This is a genomic window from Mesorhizobium sp. M0768, assembly GCF_040320195.1.
Classification (GTDB): domain Bacteria; phylum Pseudomonadota; class Alphaproteobacteria; order Rhizobiales; family Rhizobiaceae; genus Mesorhizobium.
The window spans coordinates 12,065-28,142 of record NZ_JAMYPD010000032.1 but is presented as its reverse complement, the minus strand read 5'-3'; the positions used below and the strand labels follow the sequence as shown (position 1 = coordinate 28,142).

The window sequence follows — 16,078 nt, the reverse complement described above, 5'->3', positions numbered from 1 at the left end:
GTATCTGCCTCGATCGTTCTACAAATCTCCGCCTCACCGTTAACAAAGGTGCAAGGCGCTAGAGCGCTCGATTTGATTCCTCCCTCGCTCGTACCACCCTCAGCGGGGACCGCTTGATGAAATCGCTGATGGCCTCGGCTCCAAGCGGCTTTCCCAGGAAGTTGCCTTGCAGGCAATCGCAATTCTCCTTGATCAGCCACCGTGCCTGTGCCGACGTCTCCACCCCCTCGGCAGTGACATTTATTCCCAGGCCGTGCGCCAGATTCATGATCGATCGCACGATCGTTTGGCTTTTGAGATCGGTCTCCAAGTCCGCAATAAAGTACTGGTCGATCTTCAAAGTATCGAAGGGGAAATTCTTAAGGTAGCTTAATGATGAATAGTATGTTCCAAAATCGTCGAGCGAAATTCGTATTCCCAAGACGTTCAGAGTATTTAAGGTGTCGATATTGTCGATCGTCTTCTCAAGAAGAACCTGCTCGGTTATCTCGAGTTCAAGTCGCTCAGCCCGGATTCCAACTGAGTCGATGATTTGAGCAACCGTATCCGTTAGCGAACCGCTAAGGAACTGAGCCGGCGACACGTTCACTGCGACCGTCAGCGAGGAAGGCCACGTCAATGCCTGGCGACAGGCTTCCTCGAGCACCCATCGTCCAATCTCGTCCATCAGACCGTCCGCCTCGGCGATCGGTATGAACACGCTGGGTGGAATGATTCCGACCTCGGGGTGCCGCCACCGCAGTAACGCTTCGAATCCGATCACCGACGCGGGAGGTCGAATGAGCGGCTGATACTCAAGATAAAGCTCGCCCCGCTCCAGTGCGGTTCGAAGGCTGCGCCTCAGATTCTCGCGTTGCTCGAGCAAGAGCAGCATCGAACGGTTGAACGTTCGAGCGCAACCGCGTCCATCCGTCTTGGCTGCGTAAAGAGCAATGTCGGCGGCTTTCATCAACTGCTCGCCATCGGTCCCGTGCTCCGGCCCGAAAGCAATTCCGATACTCGAGCCGACGAAGACGGGAATGCCGTTGATGACAAACGGCTCCTTGAACGCATCGACAAGCGATCCGGCGAGGCGCTCGGCTTCCGCGGGCTGATCCTTTCCCAATTGGATGACAGCGAACTCATCGCCGGCATACCGATACGCAGATTCGCCGTCCTGCAGCGCGTCGCGGATTCGACCTGCCGCGAGTTGAAGAAGCGTATCGCCTGCTCCATGACCGAGCGTATCGTTGACCGCTTTAAAATCGTCGAGGTCGATTTGCAGCAGGGCGGCTTTCCGCTTTGGTCCGCCGATGGCCGCCAGTGCTTGCTGCAGCCGTTCACCGAATCGCCGCCGATTCTGCAGTCCGGTCAGCACGTCGTGCGTCGCCTGATGGAGCAGAACTACATGCTCCTGCTCCTCCGCCGCGCTCCGCCCGCCGCGTTCCCTTGATTCGATGATTCCCACACCATTTGCAGTGCCGAAGACGAAAACGGACCGGGGCGCTTCGCCCGACGATCGCGGCAGGTCGATGCTTGCCGGAGAGCCGCCCTGGAACACACGAAGAAATTCGTCGCGATATCTCGCATCGAGGAAGCTCGGGTAGATCTCCCAAATGGCGGCACCCGGCACCACCGCGCTCCCATACACGCTTTTGAGCTTAGCTGCGTAGTGCGTCAGACAGAAGTCGCGATCATAGAACGACAAAAGTTCGGTCGTGTTCGCCAAAAGAACAACAAGCAGCGCTTCGGCGGGACGTGCATCGCTTGAGGAAGCCCCCTCGCTCTCCGTGCCCACGCCTGATGCCTCCGGGTGCAATAGCCATCTCCATAGGCGGTGAGAATCCACGTCCCCAGCCCAGAAATAGCATAACTGTCAAGCTTGGCAAACCTGCAAGTCGCAGTCTCAACAACTGCCGCATGCTGCGTAGTGGCAATTTAGTGTTCCGCTGACTGCGGTAACGATGAACAGTTGGTTAATAAATCGGGAATTGGCTATAATTGATGGCGCGGCAGACGCGACCCGAATATTCTGGTCCATGAGGCGGCTGATCTTCCCCGCCCCTTTTTTTGGGTCCGCCCCACTTCAACCATCCCCGATCCTGCACTCAGCTTCCGAGCGCTTTGAGCCAACGTTCAAAGGAAGAGGCCACCTCGTATCCGGCATGCGAAACAGAGTGGGCGGGGCGCGACAACACCACAGCACTGCGACCTTCGCGGGGGCTGTAACCGAATTCCTTGCTGAAGGCTCGGCTGAAATTAGCCGCCGAACTAAACCCAAAGGCTTCAGCAATTTCAACAATGCGCCGGCTGTCCGCCGGATCGCTAAGCGCAACATGGGCCGCCAGAAGGCGGCGACTTTGTATGTAATGGAGAACACCACCGCTCGGTTCGAACAATTGATAGAGGCGAGAGCGCGAGACACCGAGCACCCGGCACATTGAATCCGGTGTCAAATGAGCCGCATCCAGATTGTGGTGGACGTATCGACGCGCTCGCTCCATTAGCGCGACACCCGTCAATTGTTCGACGGCCGCAGCCTGTTCCGCCGGAGGCCCGAGGCAGGCAATAATCATGCTGCGAGTTGCGTGCACGATGCGGGGCAGATCGTCAGCCGTGAGGCTCCGCAGTCTTGCTTCTATGCTGTTGACGTAGTCGACCAAGAGGTTGGCAAAGTTGCCGGACAGAATTGAATTGTTCTTTGCATCGAGGGTTGACGCCGCATCTGAGAACAAATCACGCGGCATATACAGAAGGAGACTTTCCGAGTCCGTTACCCTCCCGCGAAACGGGTAGCCAAGCGATCTGATCTCCAATTTGCCCGACTGGTTTTCCGCAACGCGGCGATCGACCTCCGTCCACGACCGGCCAGTTCGTGGCAAGACCATGTACCAGTGATCGATCGAACTGGATCGGAGCTTAGCGGCGGAACGCAAGTAGCTATGTGCCGGCGCGCGCTGTTGAACGATCAGCATGCCACCGAGATTCCAAGCCATGTGATCGGCGGGAAAGCCATCGTCGAGCGATTTGTGATCCGGCAACCTGACCTCGACGAGCGGTGCCATATGCGCCTGCCAAGCGGCGAATTGATCGTCTGGCGCCAGCTCGAGCGTTGAAAAGGGCAGAGGTTCGAGCGCCGGCGCGAGTGATGGAGCATCCCCATTGTGGGGTTGACCTTCGCGCGGCCAACGACGTCGGTCACGGTCTCGCGGCTGCCTCGCAGGGGCCTCGTCTCGCCTCTTGGTGTCCATCGCGTGGTGCCATATCCGAATCGGGTATGTCCCGTGCCCCTCTCAATCATGTGGTGTACCTCAAGCATCTGGCAAGACTAGCCGACTCGAGGCGACTGAAACGGCGATCACGCTGGATTACAGTCAGAAATGCATGCCGAGATAAGTTTCTGGATGGGAAGCTAACGACACTCTTCAACCTGGTGCGTATAGAATCAGGCATCGTGAAAGCGTAATTGAGGGGGGACCGCTGAAATGAACACAAAGCTCAACAGCGAAGCTCGTCGCAAGATAATTCTTGATGGGTATGGCAACAACGAACCGTTGAAAGACATTGCGGCAAAAATCGGATGCTCACTGGGGAGTTTGAAGGTCGCGGCCAGTAAACTCGGTTGCACTCGAACTCCGAAAGAGGCGGCGGAATTTCGGCGCGGATTTCACGTCCCGGAACACAAGCGGCAAGACTACCGCCAACTCATGATTGCTGGGCAGTATAAAGCCCGCGAGTGCGCGCTGATTTTGGGACTCTTAACAGAGCAATCATCAGGCAGCAGGTAAACTGATTACAATCCACTTGGACGATATTATGACTTAAGCATTCCATCGCGTCAGCGGTTCATCAGTAAAAAGCCCGCCGCAAAGCACGCACGGCGGGCCCTGAAAGGTTCGCCCAGATGCTGCGTCGGCGTTTCAATCGCACGTGCCTGAGCCCTCACGATCTGGCTATTTGCGAACGCGTGTTCGATCGGGTCTGCGCGGATGAGAATCTCGACCCTTTGGATCCGGACGCCGAAATCTTGGCGGTGATGGTTGTGGCCATTTTTCGAAATGTTCACACCAGCGAGCCCGAACTGCTGGAGGCGGTCAGGTCTCGTCGGCAAAGGGCTGCGGGAACCGGGCATTGGTACATGTCGCCCAAATGTGCGCAGCGGTTTTAGTGCAACGAGATCCGGTGTGGGCACTGGCAGCAGTATGTGGGCGTTGAGCATCGCTGCTTAGTCCCCATGACCAGCTTCGCCGAGCCGAGCCCTACGCCAGGCGACAAGGACCCCGTCAGCCATTCAGCGGAACTATTGGTTCGCACTCAATGAGGGCCGCCCGCTGTTGTTCTTCGCCGGCTTTGGACGCGCTGGCAGGGCGTTCGCAAGGTCAAAGACGGTCCCGGCCAGTTCGAGTTGTACGGCTTCATGACAACCAAGCCCAACGCCCACATCACGCCGATCCACGAGAAGGCAATGCTGGTGATCCTGACCACGCAAGAGGAAACTGAGGCGTCGCTTGCCGCTCCGTGGTCTGTTGTGAAGCGGCTGCAGCGCACCGCACCGGGCGGTGCCCTTGTGATTGTCGAGAAGCCCGCCACCGAGATCAAGGTGTCGCAAGGACCCACAGGCGGGCAACTGTCGTTGCTCTAGTTGTGGGTGGGTCTTATAGATGGATGGAGAGCGGGCGCCCCCCCGAAGGGCCGTTTTTACTTGTAAGTTTCCGGCGGATTCAACTCAAAGTAAAATCGCTATCGCGGAATTGTAGCTCGTCAATCTGCCGGCTTTCCGTTCTCATCGACCAGGATGGACATCGAAACGTCGACATCGAATTGAACCTCGGTCTCGCCGGCTACGTCGTCAAACGGAATGAGACGCTTGTCTTCAGAGTCATACGCCGGATTGTCCAGTCAGGGTGTGTGTAGGACACGCCAGCCGTTATCGTGAGTTGACCCACGACTAAGATTGGGCCGTGTTCTTCAATCGAGCCGAAGCTCGTCAGAGCCCAATGTCTACGGCAATCACTGTCGTCTCGTCGATTTCGGAATCCTCGAAATCTCCCATTAAGCCCCAATTATCGCCGGCCGCGATCAGCTCGTCCATGTGTTCTTCGAGAAAAACTCCGATCTCTTGCGCCTTTACCTGCAACCCAAGCTTGGTAAAGAGGTCAGGTACCGACTTTACCACCGCGATATCGGCCTCCGCCACGGCGGGCTTCTCAAAGTCGCCATGTGACGAAAACGACGATTACCGGGTGCGACTTGGGTGCTTCAGCCTTCAAACACTCGAAGATGAAAGATCCGGAACTGATCTTTCTTGGCCTCACCGTTGAAGAAGCCTTCAGAGTTGGCGTACGAAAACCGCCGAGGGTTTCACGTGCTCAAGCTTATGCACGAGCGCCGACACGAAGCCGAAGCCCGGCTTAATTCCGGACAGCGGCAGATAATTCTGAATGGCACAGTGGAATGCACTCAGCAGGAGGAGTAGGGCCCCGTCCGCTTCGAGAGGGCGTGCATAGCCGAAATACTCCTGTGAAACCCGCCGCTTGAACTCGGTGCTTTGCCATGGACCGGTCCTCTGAAAGCCTGGCTGCCCGGTCAATTACCGAACCAACCTATCCGGTCTGACGGGTCCACTCCAGTCGGCGTTCAATTTTGACTCCCCTCCTTTATGCGCGCTGACCCCAACGCCTCCCAAGCGGCGCCGGCCATCCGCTCTTACCGACGGGACGCCGTTGCGGAGGCGAAGCTTTGCAAAGCGGGTGTCGCTGCTCTTCGGTCACGAGCCGGTCCATGAGGGCGAAACCCTTTCCAAGGCGATGATCGAGACTGTCGAACGGCTGACCCGCTGCCCGGCTGCCGGAGCTCGTGCCGGCCGCCCCAAGGAGCGAATCCATCAAATGGAGTGAAATCCTTAGTCGTTCCTTCATCGATCTTTGCTTAAATATTTCCATGGAATGGGGTGCCCGTATCTTGAGGCGGTTTATCCGCTGTCTCCGACCAGGCATCGGCAGGAGCGGCAACGTCGCTACTATCTTTGCCCTGTCTTTGCCGATTGTTGTCGGCGCAGCGGGCCTCGGTGTCGAGACTTCCTTTTGGTATTATAGCACCCTTAAGTTACAGGCGGTGGCGGATGCGGCGGCCTATGCTGGCGCTTTGGAAAAAGTCTCGGGATCCGACAAGTCGACGATAGTCTCCGCCGCGACAACGTCAGCGACCACGAACGGCTGGAGGCCGTCAACCGGCACGATCGAAGTCTTCACGCCCCCGTCGTCCGGCCCAAATGTCGCAAAAAGGGCTGTCGAGGTCATCGTTGATCAGACCCTCGATCGGTTTTTTACCTCGATCTTTACGCAAAACGCGGTTAGCGCACAGGCAAGAGCGGTGGCGCTTATCACTGCCGCCTCAAAAGCCTGCGCTCTAGCCCTCAATCCTTCCGTTCCGAGAGCGGCGCTGTTTTCGGGCAGTTCGACCATAAAAATGACGGGCTGCTCCGTGATGTCCAACTCCATAGCCGCGGATGCTATCAAGCTTCAGGGATCAGCAAGACTTCAGGCCGACTGCCTGATATCGGCCGGCGGTGTTTCGTTGAACAACCCGGTGACGACCGTTTGCGCCAGCCCGATTACCCAGGCCTTACCCGCCGGCGATCCCTTTATCGACCTGCCGACGCCACCAGGCACAACTCCCTGTCAAAACTCGAAATTGTCGACCCTGAACCCCGGGACATACTGCAGCGGGCTGAGCCTGAGCGGCAATGTTGCCCTCTCGCCCGGCGTGTACGTCATTCAAGGCGGTGATTTCAAAGCGAACGCGAACGCGAATATTTCCGGCGACGGTGTCATCATCTATCTGGCCGGCACGTCGAGCGTCAGCATGAACGGCAACGCCACCGTCAAGCTTAGCGCACCGACGTCAGGCACCTATTCCGGTGTGCTGTTTTACGGCAACAGAGGTAACCCGGCGGGATCGAATACGTTCAATGGCACGGCGGATTCGCTTTTGACCGGCGCTCTGTATTTTCCAACGCAGGACGTTAATTATCTCGGTAATTTCTCGGGCAAAGGTGGTTGCACCCAGGTCGTCGCCGGCACGTTGCAGTGGTCCGGCAACACGAGCATCAGCCAGGATTGCACAAGCCTCGGAATGCGCGACATTCCGGCCACGCAATCGATAAAGCTTGTCGAGTAGTCTTCGTGGAACGGCTGCCAGTCCGGAGTTCCCGGAGTGATTCGGGTGCTGCTGCGGTGGAGTTTGCGCTGGTTCTGCCGATCCTTTGCCTGCTGCTTCTTGGTATCATTGACGGCTGGTCTTTTGTGTCGAACGCGTTGTCGATGCGTGCAGGGGTCAAAACGGCGGCGAATCTCGTGATGCAAGGAGCAGCCGACGATACGGCCACCCAAGCCGTCGCCCTTTCAAGCTGGGAAAACCATCCCGGTGACGCGCAGGTGACGCTGAGCCGGAAATACATGTGCGGGACCACCGTGGTCGATCCATCTGTCCTGTGCGACAGTTTGAAAGCTCCCGCGGTTTTCGTCGAAATCCAGGCGACCGCCACCTGGTCTCCGCCCTTCAGCTTTGGCGCGTTTTCCCTCTCGCGCGAGTTCAGCCACCAACAGGTGATTCGTGTTCGCTAAAGGGAGAGCCTTCATACGTGGGGCATCAGGCGGAGCCGCACTGGAGTTCGCACTGCTCGCGCCTATTCTGATAATGTTTTTGATCGGCATCTTCGCATTCGGCTGGGCTCTGAACGCCATGTCGAGTGTTCGGTACACCCTGGAAACGTCCTGGCGTGCGCTGCAGATGAGGAATTCGCTGACCCAGGCCGAGATACAAGCCATTGCCACGGAAAAATTACTGGATTTGGGATTAAAAGACGTCAAAGTGACGATTGGGATCGATCCCCCTAGCGGTGGTTTCCGCATGGCGCATCTGACCGCCACCTATGCTTTCGTGATCGAGTTCCCATATTTCGATCGGAATCCGATAAATTACGCAACGACAGTCACAGTTCCGTTGGTTGGAACATAAGGCTCATTCGCGTCGGGCGCCGCGGCAAACTTTCCATCCAAAAACCTGCAGCGAAACTCTTATATGGGGATGGTCAACCACAAACGGCGGCACGTCGACATTGTCATGTACCTCCGGGCAATCCGCAGATCCATTCGATGGGTCCGTTTGCGTGACGCGGTTCGCGAACGAACCCAGTCCACCTTATATTCGGTCAGGGCGCATGCACCTGTTCCATGATCCCGCTTGCGGCGGATTCGGACCCAAGAGACGAAACCATTCTTCAACGGCGGCTGTTGAGGCCATGAGTTTCGTCGGTTCGTCTACCGAGGATCTGCCAGGCCTGATCGGCCTGGAGATTGTTATGATCGATTGGCGTCTACGCTGATGGTTTCGTCAGGAGAGCTCCTTCTATAACGACTCCGGCGTTCACGTATTTCCACAGTGCAACAAGCAGTTTCCGAGCGAGCGCGATGATCGCCGTCTTCTTGTACCGGCCACCATTCTGGATGACTCGCGCCCTGAACCACTGGCTGAGTGCGGAATTGGGTTGATGGCGCACCCAGAGCCACGCAACCTGGACAAGCGTCGACCGGAGCCTAGGATTGCCGGACTTCGAGACTCCCTGCTCGCAATTAATCTGCCCACTTTGCCAGGGCGTTGGCACCAAACCAGCGTAGGCGGCAACCTGTCGTCGATTGTCAAACTTGCGCGACAATCCCTCAGACCACAGGACGGCCGCGAACTCCGGACCTATTCCCTTGAGGCTGAGCAGCAGGGCCGGTGTTGGCTCATCTGCCGCGACGAGCAAGGCGTCGCGTGCCTCTTCAACATCCTTGATCTGCTGGATCAGCAACTCGATGCGATCAAGCTCGCGGCTGATCTGCGCCTTGAGCGCTGGCGGCAGTGGACGCCCATCTCCGGTAATGAGCGCGTCGAGGCATTTGCGTCGATCGCCTTTCAACGGTTCGTATCCGGACACACCTTGGCTGAACAAAAGGCCCTTTATCCTGTTGACGTGCCTGATCCGCTCGTTCGTCAGCGCCTTTCGCTCCCGCACCAACCGGCGACGGTCTTCCTCCTCCGGCGTTGGCACTCGCAACATCGCGCAAACCCGAGGCTCGCCGCGGTTGTAGGCCAACAACGCTCGAACCAGTGCTTCCCCATCAATCCTGTCGGTCTTGGTCCGCCGGCGGCGACGCGATGCGGCAATGGATGCCGGGTCCACGACATAACTCTCGATGCCTTCGCGTTCGAGGACCCGATGTATCCAGAATCCATCCAGACCAGCTTCCTGGATTGATATGACCCGGAAACGCTGCCCTGTCCGCACTTCCGCTTTTCGTTGCAGCTCTGCGAAGTGATCGAGCAAACCCGGAATGTCGCCCCCCGGCACGAGGTGTCTCGACATTCTCTCGCCCCCACCTGGCGAAAGCGAAGTCACGAGCCATTTTGAACGAGACAGTTCTAACGAGACAAACACTGCGGCAAGATCGACGCGGATAGCGGCCGTGGTGTTGGCTTGCATGCTGACCTCCAGGTGATGTTTGGCGACTTCACTCTGGCAGAGCGCTGGTCGCCTTCCATCCCCATAGGATCTTCCTCGCCGCTTAGACGCCTCACGCAGGCTTTGATCCCCGGCTTGACCCGTTGGGTCGCCGGCCGCCTTGGCAAGCCCCTTAACCGGCATGCTCCTGAAACGCGCTTCCAGATCCGATCCCGCATGTCACGGCCGACGCTGACAGAGACCGAGCCCGACATATTGCTGGGTTTCCGGGCTGCTCGGGCGACATAGTTGGAGTCTAGCCAGTCTGCTGTCGCGGACCGCTGTAGGGCTGTTGTCCTGCACGATACGACGGGTAGCGGTCGCAACTTCTTGCAAGCTGTTCCTGCCCGACTAGGCAGGCAAAGTCGCCGCCTCTGACGATAACGCTATGTTCATCAGGCAAGCTCAATTATCTGGCAGACCAAAAACTGCACGAAGCGACGGACGCCGGGGTTAGGCGAAATGGCTGAAGACGAACAGAGGCGCCAACGCAGGCAGCGCGTCTTCAAGGGCGCAACAATCCTGACAGGCATGACCCATTCCGAGGTCACATGCACGGTGCGCAACATGCATGCCGGCGGCGCCGAACTGAAGGTGTCGATCGACGCTCGCGTCCCCGACGAATTCCTGCTCTATGTGCCGACCGACGGCATCGCCTACAAGGCGGTGGTCCGTTGGCGTCGGGAAGACCGCATCGGCATCATGTTCACCGGCACCGCGCCAAAGCCCCACTGGCACTACGGCTAAATCCCCTGAACCACACCTTCGTAGCCGTCTACTGGGCCACGATTGACCCCCGTCCTTTGGACGCCTTGTTCCTCGTCCAGAATTTCTTCGGTTTAAGTAGGTGGCCGGCAAACATTACCCATAGTGAACAGAAGGTGATTTCGGAGGGCTGCGGCACAAGTGGCCGCCCCAGCAGGTCAGCCGGGAACCCTCGACCTGATCAGAGCAACGATCTCTTGCGGTCACCTTTGGGCATCCTGACGATGCTGCCAGACCGACAGTAAATCCCGCTTCGCAAGGTCACTTCAAGATCGAACGTGATTAGGGGCCGGTAAAGTAGATCGGGCCGATCTTGACGACGGGTATGCGGCGGGCGCGCTCGCGGTGCAATTCGCGGTAGACCTTCACCTTCAGCGTGCCGCCAGGCATCCGGATACGCACCGCCACCGATTCCGCCGCCCCCATTGCGCAATGCAGCACCAGGGCCTTCCGCGGCGGAAGAATCAACGCCTGCCCGCTGACCTCGGCGGTTCCTGATCCCGCACCGAAGCGTCAGTGCCCGGGCGGGATGGTCGGGTGCGCGAGCTATTTCCTGGGCGAGGACTTGTTGGGCGAGGACGGGCGATCGGATATGCCGCTCGGCCACCAGATGACGAAGTAATTGCCGACCTGCCAAACCGGCACCTCGCGCTTCTGCTCGCGACGCCGTAACTCGTCCCTTTTCTTAATCTTCAAGGTCCCGCCCGGAAGCCTGATTCTTATCGTCACGTGTCCTCCCGCACAGTTTCATCCCGGCTAAGCAATTTCATCGAGGCCAGGCAATTTACGGGCCCGATAGACGCAGTACGGCGGAACGGAGCGAGATCGCCGGAACCGCTTCATTTGAAGAAATCTGCAATGCCGTTGATGGCCAGCAACGCATAGACGATAGGTCCGGCGATAAACGCACAATAGAGGCAGAGGATCGCCGCCAGCACCAGCAGCAGCGGCTTGTCGCGGCCGACCGCGCGGAGTTCGGCCTTCACTGTTAGCGCGCCGCAGCCGTTTGTTCATCATCAGACATGTGCAACCATCCCGTGCTCTTCTCACACGGCGGGTCGAAAACATCAACCTTGCTTGCTGCCGCAACATCGGCACGCGCTGCTGCCCAATTCTACTTTGCTGCGACGCATTGTGTTTTTCAAGCTCGAAGCGGGTTCAGGGGGCCATCAGCATCATTGCGACCATCGTCACCTATGTCGACCCGCAGGTTCTTTACCGCGAGGCCGCCGCCGAAGGGCGCAAGGCCGCCGGCATGACCGATGCGGCAGCAAGAGCGGAGGCTGGGAAATGGGCAAGGCGCTGATCCTCTGCCTGGTGCTCGCCAGCTGTACGACAACCGCGCCGGCCGGCAACCCACGCCAGGTCTGATGCGACCACAACCAGCGCCGGCCATCAGATGGGCCAGCAGATTTTCCAGGCGATCGGCACGATCAAGGACGCCATGCCGGTCATGACAACCCCGCCCACCATCGCCGACCGGGCGGATACCGCTGATCTCAAGGTCGAGACCGGCGAGATCCGTTTCGAAAATGTCTACTTCGCCTACAAGGCCGGCAAGCCTGTCATCGAAGATCTGTCGCTGACGTCCGCCCCGGCGAGAAGGTCGGTCTCGTCGGCCTCTCGGGCGCGGGCAAGACACGCTCGCAAACCTGCTCTTGCGCTTCTACGATATCAGGGAGGGCATGGTCTCATCGACGGGCAGGATATGCGCACCGTCAGCCAGGCAAGCCTTCGGCGCGCCATCGGTGTTATCGCGCAGGACGTCGCGCTGCTGCATCGTTCTGTCGGCGACAATATCCGCTATGGTCGGCCGGAGGCGAGCGAATAGGAGGTCGAAGAGGTGGCGAAGATGGCAGCAGCCGATGCCTTCCGAACTGCTGTGGAGGCCGCAGACCGCTTGATGAAGATCGATCCCCCCAGCTTTGAGGGACGTCGCGCGGGTTGAACTGGGCCGGCGTTTCATTTTCGCGGCCTTGCGGCACCGTCCCGCAAGAGCCTGCCCTATTGGCATCACAGCGTGAGCAAACATCGGACGAAGCATTCCAACGTTCACCGACCCAGACCGACACGAATCTTCAGTTCAAAGAGCGAGGATAATGCTGCGGCACGAAGGTGGCACGGGGGGTCTTCGCGCGAGCCAGCTATCCGATCTCCCGCTCAGAAATTTATACTTAAATATTCCGACGTCCTGATGGAACCCATTCGTTGCGGGCGAGTTGCGGCTCATTGGGAGGGACTTCCCGAACATGGCAACCAGCAACAAAGAAGACCATCAGTCTGTCTCCAAAGCGTTTCGGAAGCTGATCCGTTCCGAAGGCTATCGTCATCACGTACAAACGTTCTTAAATCTGGAGGTCGAACCAGAACTGCCGGCAACCCTACAGTCATTACTTGCGGCTATTGATCGGGCCAAACAGGGCCCGACGGAAGAAGGTCCCTAGCCGGCTGGCGTCAAAGCGGAAGAGTACAGAGGCTCGCTCCGTACTTGTTTCTCTGGTTCCCGCTCAGAAATTCCGCCAAACATTCTTCTTGATTTTTCCCGACAGAGCATCATGAATGTTCCGCGTGGGTTCTCGCTGAGGTGGGAGGCCTAGTATGAACGTCTGGACGAACTGCCGACCCAGCAAAGTGACTGCCCATAAGCTTGTTGAAGAGCTGATCTTACAAGCCGGTCACGGCCAAATCATCTCCGTCAAAGAGACCATCGCAGCGGTGCGCCGAGCCGGGCCGCATCTGGTGGAAAGTGACTGCGCGCTGGTCGAGCTCATTGTCGAGATTGCCCCAGCCTTTGGCCTGTTCGTCGGGTTCGATCTTCGCGAATAGCCGCATGGCAACCCATTGGTTCAATCCCACTCTGGGATCGAGAGGGGCACGGGGAACTTCGCGCGAGCTGGTTATCCCATCCCCGCTCAGAAATTCCACCAAACATTCTTGGCCCACCATTCCACACGAAATCGTCGGTTGATCTTTTATTAGTTCCTGACAATATACAGAACTTGGGTCGGTACAATCATGGTTGAAGTCGAGAGAAAAAAGCAGAGGTCAGAAGCTGCCCGCAGTTACCTTCGAAAGCTGCTCACTTTATCATTTGAGCGAACGCTGTCGGACGAGCAAAACTTGCTTAAGGAACTTCATCGGTTGGCAAAGAGTGACCCCATGGCAACCCATTGGTTCTCCCCTTCGGTCCCCGTCAGGACTGAAAGTCCCAATACGAAGTACCACGTCAACAACGCAGTGGCAGCAGCCAAGGAACTCCTGAAGTGGGCCAACCGTGGCCCTCATTGGAGCCTCGCGGTGCGCGTTTGCGTGGCTGTTATTGCCGACGAGATGGAGCCTGAGGAGTGCCGCAAGGCGTTCCTGGCCGCTGCCCTGGAGGAGGGGATGCTGATTAGGGCTGGTGGTTGACCGTCAATTACTTCAACACCCGCTCAGGCATTTCCACCAAATGCTCCCGACCGGAGGCTGGCCGCAGAGAAGTCCTTCTCTAGATTCCACCTATGGCAATCCTTTGGTTCTTACCTCCCGTGTACGTCAAGACGGAGCATGATGGCTTCCGCTACGGGGTCCACAGCGTTCAGGCTGCGGCTGAGGAACTCGTCTTGTGGACCAAGCGTGGCCCTAAGTGGCAAGAGGCAGAGCGCGTCTGTGCCGATGCCATGCGGCGTAAGGTGTCCCCAAAGCAGGCCCGTGACGCCTTCGAGGAGGCTGCCAAGGAGGAGGGCATGATCTTTCCTGATTAGGAGTTCTATGTCTCGCCATTGGTTCTCCCCTCCGGTCCCCGTCAAGACCGAGCGTCCAGGGGAAATCCGCCACGTCAATAATGCCGAGACAGCCGGCGAGGAGCTGATGAAGTGGACCAGGCGTGGCCCTTGCTGGGACCTCGCCGTGCGCGTTTGCATGGCCGTGATATTCGACGAGATGGAAACTGAGGAGGCCCGTAAGGCATTCCTGGCTGCTGCAAAAGAGGGCGGAGGAACTCCTGCATCCAGATCGGCACGGCGGAGAGACCGGCGCGCAGATACTCGAGAATGGCCTCGCCGTGCTACACGCGGCGCAACGTCGCCTGGATACGGTTCCGTTCGCTCTTCTGGGTCAGCATGTCCTGCATCCAATGCAAGGCCTGGACGACCCGCATCCCCGGCCGATCCGCCCGCAGCGTATTTGAAGTGGATTTCCTGCATGCCGAGCTTGATTGGCTTCAACCGCGCATCGACCAGCACTTCTATCCGGGCGGGGTGTCGGCCGAATTGAGAAAGTGACCCCCCCTCACTTCGCTTGACAGTATTCAGCCAGACGGCCAGGTCTCCGCGCGTTACGCCAAGGCCGACCAAAATCTCAAAGTCATTTTGGATAAACCAAAAGGCTCGGCTCCTGGCGGAAGAGACCACGCCGGGGGACCGTGGAGGGGCACGAAATAGGGCCGAGTAACGACGAGTCGCGCAAGAACCTGCTCCACATGCCACTGAGCCGAAGAGGCCTGTTCTTGCGGTAACTGCAGGCCGACTTGTTGGGACGAAGGGGCACCGACCATCCTCGCGCGAGCCAGTTATCCGGTCGTCTACTCATAATGGTAGGTATGGCAGGGAGCCTTAATGCTGCCGCCGAAGGATCAACGCAAGCGCGCCGAATAGCGCCAAGAGCAGGCAAGACCAAGTGCCGATACGGTCGCCAACGTTCCAACGATAGAAACCAGCCAGCGCCATCATGCCGGACAATCCTGCGACGAACGCCGCGACCCAATCGAAATCCATTCGATGCCCCCTATCCATTCGATGCCCCATGGCGGAAACCGCCTTCGCAACCTGTACGCGCGGAGCTAAAGACCGCTCAACGCAATTTAGCGTGACCCTGCAGGATGGCCCTACCGTGTCCCTGATGGAGCGACATGGGCAAAAGCGCTTGGTTAGGCCCATCCTGTGACACAAGGTGTAACATGGGGCAGCCCAAACACGCCGCATTGCGTGGATCAAGAGGGGGCACGGGGGTCGCCGCGCGAGCCAGCTATCCGATCCCCCGCTCAGAAATTTCTACCAAACTTTCCTGACGGTTACGGCCCAGCTTTGTACGGTTCTTACATCCTGTTGATGTCGGTCAGGGAGAGAGTACTGTCGTCTCTTCGGCGTGCCCCTTGGGGATGGTCGGATGAATGTCGTTCAAATTATCAGTCCAACTCTACATGAGGCTATTGCTGCACTTCTGAACCGGGCGGCTCGCGGAGACATTGTCTCGATCAAGGCTGCAATAGAACGGGTCCGTGTGACTGCGCCTAATCTGCGGGCATCTGACGAAGAGCTAACTGAGGCTATCCTTGAGGTAGCTTCCGCCACTGGCCTGTTCGTGTGTTTCGACGGCCGGGAGTAGCTCTCAGCCCGCGCCTCATTAATCCGCCTAACGTTCCCGCCCAGCATTCCAGGAATTTTGCCCATTGTGGCTCCGCAAGAGCGGGCGCGCCGTCCTGCTCATCTTCGTGATTAGCAGGAACAAATCTTCTCTCCAGAAGGTTCGGACCTGTTCGCATGCAGGATCGAGCATGGTTGAGGTCGACAGAAGGAAACAGAAGGTTATTGCCGACCTCGTACGACGGTGGGTCACGTCAGAAGCAGTCCGCAACTACCTTCGCAGAGCGCTAAATCTTCCGGTAGAACAGGAACTGCCGGACGAGCATAAGTCTTTGCTCGATGAAATTGATCGGGCCGACAAACAGTGACCCCATGGCAATCGGGCAGCTTATCCTTGGTAATATCGACCAAGGCTTTCACCGCCTCTTGTTTTGCAGCTTCGAGGTAC

22 protein-coding genes and 2 pseudogenes are annotated in these 16,078 nt (G+C 58.0%); 15 read left to right on the top strand and 9 right to left on the bottom strand.

The window, feature by feature from the left end:
* Positions 1–58 precede the first annotated feature (58 nt).
* Together NKI08_RS28230 and NKI08_RS28225 are read right to left on the bottom strand one after the other, a co-directional pair.
* Positions 59–1,708: a putative bifunctional diguanylate cyclase/phosphodiesterase gene (locus NKI08_RS28230; protein WP_502899677.1), complete on the bottom strand. Its 1,650-nt coding sequence runs from the start codon at positions 1,706–1,708 to the stop codon at positions 59–61.
* Positions 1,709–2,087: 379 nt separating this feature from the next.
* Entirely contained in the window at positions 2,088–3,230 is a 1,143-nt protein-coding gene (locus NKI08_RS28225) for a helix-turn-helix domain-containing protein (RefSeq protein ID WP_352774191.1), read from the bottom strand.
* 234 nt (positions 3,231–3,464) lie between these two features.
* On the opposite strand from NKI08_RS28225, the gene NKI08_RS28220 reads away from it, so the two are divergent.
* Entirely contained in the window at positions 3,465–3,767 is a 303-nt protein-coding gene (locus NKI08_RS28220; protein WP_352774189.1) for a hypothetical protein, read from the top strand.
* Between the two features lie 50 nt (positions 3,768–3,817).
* Here the strand turns inward: NKI08_RS28220 and NKI08_RS28215 are convergent, their stop codons facing one another.
* On the bottom strand, positions 3,818–4,198 hold the full coding sequence (locus tag NKI08_RS28215) for a hypothetical protein (protein ID WP_352774187.1): 381 nt from the start codon (positions 4,196–4,198) through the stop codon (positions 3,818–3,820).
* A gap of 198 nt (positions 4,199–4,396) precedes the next feature.
* Between NKI08_RS28215 and NKI08_RS28210 the strand changes: the two genes are divergently transcribed.
* A complete protein-coding gene (locus NKI08_RS28210; RefSeq protein ID WP_352774185.1) occupies positions 4,397–4,621 on the top strand; it encodes an SOS response-associated peptidase family protein in 225 nt (74 codons plus the stop codon).
* 345 nt (positions 4,622–4,966) lie between these two features.
* Here the strand turns inward: NKI08_RS28210 and NKI08_RS28205 are convergent, their stop codons facing one another.
* A complete protein-coding gene (locus tag NKI08_RS28205) occupies positions 4,967–5,176 on the bottom strand; it encodes a hypothetical protein (protein WP_352774184.1) in 210 nt (69 codons plus the stop codon).
* 659 nt (positions 5,177–5,835) lie between these two features.
* Here NKI08_RS28205 and NKI08_RS28200 point away from each other — a divergent pair.
* The 3 genes from NKI08_RS28200 to NKI08_RS28190 are packed head-to-tail and all read left to right on the top strand — an operon-like array spanning position 5,836 to position 7,998.
* A complete protein-coding gene (locus NKI08_RS28200) occupies positions 5,836–7,158 on the top strand; it encodes a pilus assembly protein TadG-related protein (RefSeq protein ID WP_352774182.1) in 1,323 nt (440 codons plus the stop codon).
* 56 nt (positions 7,159–7,214) lie between these two features.
* Positions 7,215–7,604 carry a TadE/TadG family type IV pilus assembly protein gene (locus NKI08_RS28195; protein WP_352774180.1) on the top strand — a complete coding sequence of 130 codons (390 nt, stop codon included), beginning with the start codon at positions 7,215–7,217 and terminating at the stop codon, positions 7,602–7,604.
* Entirely contained in the window at positions 7,594–7,998 is a 405-nt protein-coding gene (locus tag NKI08_RS28190) for a TadE/TadG family type IV pilus assembly protein (RefSeq protein ID WP_352774179.1), read from the top strand. Before NKI08_RS28195 ends, NKI08_RS28190 begins: the two co-directional genes overlap by 11 nt.
* Before the next feature lie 358 nt (positions 7,999–8,356).
* On the opposite strand, the gene NKI08_RS28185 is transcribed toward NKI08_RS28190, so the two are convergent.
* A complete protein-coding gene (locus tag NKI08_RS28185; protein WP_352774177.1) occupies positions 8,357–9,505 on the bottom strand; it encodes an IS110 family RNA-guided transposase in 1,149 nt (382 codons plus the stop codon).
* A 480-nt stretch (positions 9,506–9,985) separates the two neighbouring features.
* Here NKI08_RS28185 and NKI08_RS28180 point away from each other — a divergent pair, with 480 nt between their 5' ends.
* Positions 9,986–10,270 (top strand): PilZ domain-containing protein, encoded by a 285-nt coding sequence (locus NKI08_RS28180; RefSeq protein WP_352774175.1) that lies wholly within the window; start codon positions 9,986–9,988, stop codon positions 10,268–10,270.
* A gap of 300 nt (positions 10,271–10,570) precedes the next feature.
* Here the strand turns inward: NKI08_RS28180 and NKI08_RS28175 are convergent, their stop codons facing one another.
* From NKI08_RS28175 to NKI08_RS28165, 3 genes are all read right to left on the bottom strand, one after another.
* Positions 10,571–10,729, bottom strand: coding sequence for a hypothetical protein (locus tag NKI08_RS28175; RefSeq protein WP_352774174.1), 159 nt, complete (start codon positions 10,727–10,729; stop codon positions 10,571–10,573).
* Between the two features lie 105 nt (positions 10,730–10,834).
* Complete coding sequence (locus tag NKI08_RS28170; RefSeq protein WP_352774172.1) at positions 10,835–10,984, bottom strand: hypothetical protein; 150 nt, start codon at positions 10,982–10,984, stop codon at positions 10,835–10,837.
* 143 nt (positions 10,985–11,127) lie between these two features.
* Positions 11,128–11,274 (bottom strand): hypothetical protein, encoded by a 147-nt coding sequence (locus NKI08_RS28165; protein ID WP_352774171.1) that lies wholly within the window; start codon positions 11,272–11,274, stop codon positions 11,128–11,130.
* A 146-nt stretch (positions 11,275–11,420) separates the two neighbouring features.
* On the opposite strand from NKI08_RS28165, the gene NKI08_RS28160 reads away from it, so the two are divergent.
* The 8 genes and pseudogenes from NKI08_RS28160 (at position 11,421) to NKI08_RS28125 (ending at position 14,550) form a co-directional block, all read left to right on the top strand.
* Positions 11,421–11,594, top strand: coding sequence for a hypothetical protein (locus NKI08_RS28160; RefSeq protein WP_352774169.1), 174 nt, complete (start codon positions 11,421–11,423; stop codon positions 11,592–11,594).
* Positions 11,595–11,684: 90 nt separating this feature from the next.
* A pseudogene (locus tag NKI08_RS28155) lies at positions 11,685–12,116 on the top strand (ATP-binding cassette domain-containing protein); the annotation flags it as partial.
* Positions 12,117–12,537: 421 nt separating this feature from the next.
* Entirely contained in the window at positions 12,538–12,732 is a 195-nt protein-coding gene (locus tag NKI08_RS28150) for a hypothetical protein (protein WP_352774167.1), read from the top strand.
* A gap of 154 nt (positions 12,733–12,886) precedes the next feature.
* Positions 12,887–13,114, top strand: a complete 228-nt coding sequence (locus NKI08_RS28145; RefSeq protein ID WP_352774165.1) for a hypothetical protein — start codon at positions 12,887–12,889, stop codon at positions 13,112–13,114.
* Between the two features lie 189 nt (positions 13,115–13,303).
* Complete coding sequence (locus NKI08_RS28140) at positions 13,304–13,696, top strand: DUF982 domain-containing protein (RefSeq protein ID WP_352774164.1); 393 nt, start codon at positions 13,304–13,306, stop codon at positions 13,694–13,696.
* Positions 13,697–13,788: 92 nt separating this feature from the next.
* Positions 13,789–14,031 carry a DUF982 domain-containing protein gene (locus tag NKI08_RS28135; RefSeq protein WP_352774162.1) on the top strand — a complete coding sequence of 81 codons (243 nt, stop codon included), beginning with the start codon at positions 13,789–13,791 and terminating at the stop codon, positions 14,029–14,031.
* 7 nt (positions 14,032–14,038) lie between these two features.
* Positions 14,039–14,197, top strand: a pseudogene (locus NKI08_RS28130) (DUF982 domain-containing protein); the annotation flags it as partial.
* Positions 14,198–14,319: 122 nt separating this feature from the next.
* The gene (locus tag NKI08_RS28125; protein ID WP_352774230.1) at positions 14,320–14,550 is read left to right on the top strand and encodes a hypothetical protein; all 231 of its coding nucleotides are present in this window, start codon (positions 14,320–14,322) and stop codon (positions 14,548–14,550) included.
* Between the two features lie 330 nt (positions 14,551–14,880).
* Here the strand turns inward: NKI08_RS28125 and NKI08_RS28120 are convergent, their stop codons facing one another.
* Positions 14,881–15,042 (bottom strand): hypothetical protein, encoded by a 162-nt coding sequence (locus tag NKI08_RS28120; protein ID WP_352774160.1) that lies wholly within the window; start codon positions 15,040–15,042, stop codon positions 14,881–14,883.
* Between the two features lie 779 nt (positions 15,043–15,821).
* Between NKI08_RS28120 and NKI08_RS28115 the strand changes: the two genes are divergently transcribed.
* The gene (locus NKI08_RS28115) at positions 15,822–15,998 is read left to right on the top strand and encodes a hypothetical protein (protein WP_352610258.1); all 177 of its coding nucleotides are present in this window, start codon (positions 15,822–15,824) and stop codon (positions 15,996–15,998) included.
* The last annotated feature ends 80 nt before the right edge of the window (positions 15,999–16,078 follow it).

Bases quoted from the DNA above. Each gene is read 5' to 3' on its own strand.
- NKI08_RS28185 (WP_352774177.1), bottom strand. From the start codon at position 9,505: ATGCAAGCCAACACCACGGCCGCTATCCGCGTCGATCTTGCCGCAGTG.
- NKI08_RS28140 (WP_352774164.1), top strand. From the start codon at position 13,304: ATGGTTGAAGTCGAGAGAAAAAAGCAGAGGTCAGAAGCTGCCCGCAGT.
- NKI08_RS28210 (WP_352774185.1), top strand. From the start codon at position 4,397: ATGACAACCAAGCCCAACGCCCACATCACGCCGATCCACGAGAAGGCA.
- NKI08_RS28220 (WP_352774189.1), top strand. From the start codon at position 3,465: ATGAACACAAAGCTCAACAGCGAAGCTCGTCGCAAGATAATTCTTGAT.
- NKI08_RS28150 (WP_352774167.1), top strand. From the start codon at position 12,538: ATGGCAACCAGCAACAAAGAAGACCATCAGTCTGTCTCCAAAGCGTTT.
- NKI08_RS28120 (WP_352774160.1), bottom strand. From the start codon at position 15,042: ATGGATTTCGATTGGGTCGCGGCGTTCGTCGCAGGATTGTCCGGCATG.
- NKI08_RS28125 (WP_352774230.1), top strand. From the start codon at position 14,320: ATGGCCTCGCCGTGCTACACGCGGCGCAACGTCGCCTGGATACGGTTC.
- NKI08_RS28135 (WP_352774162.1), top strand. From the start codon at position 13,789: ATGGCAATCCTTTGGTTCTTACCTCCCGTGTACGTCAAGACGGAGCAT.
- NKI08_RS28145 (WP_352774165.1), top strand. From the start codon at position 12,887: ATGAACGTCTGGACGAACTGCCGACCCAGCAAAGTGACTGCCCATAAG.
- NKI08_RS28115 (WP_352610258.1), top strand. From the start codon at position 15,822: ATGGTTGAGGTCGACAGAAGGAAACAGAAGGTTATTGCCGACCTCGTA.
- NKI08_RS28225 (WP_352774191.1), bottom strand. From the start codon at position 3,230: ATGGACACCAAGAGGCGAGACGAGGCCCCTGCGAGGCAGCCGCGAGAC.
- NKI08_RS28215 (WP_352774187.1), bottom strand. From the start codon at position 4,198: ATGCTCAACGCCCACATACTGCTGCCAGTGCCCACACCGGATCTCGTT.
- NKI08_RS28180 (WP_352774175.1), top strand. From the start codon at position 9,986: ATGGCTGAAGACGAACAGAGGCGCCAACGCAGGCAGCGCGTCTTCAAG.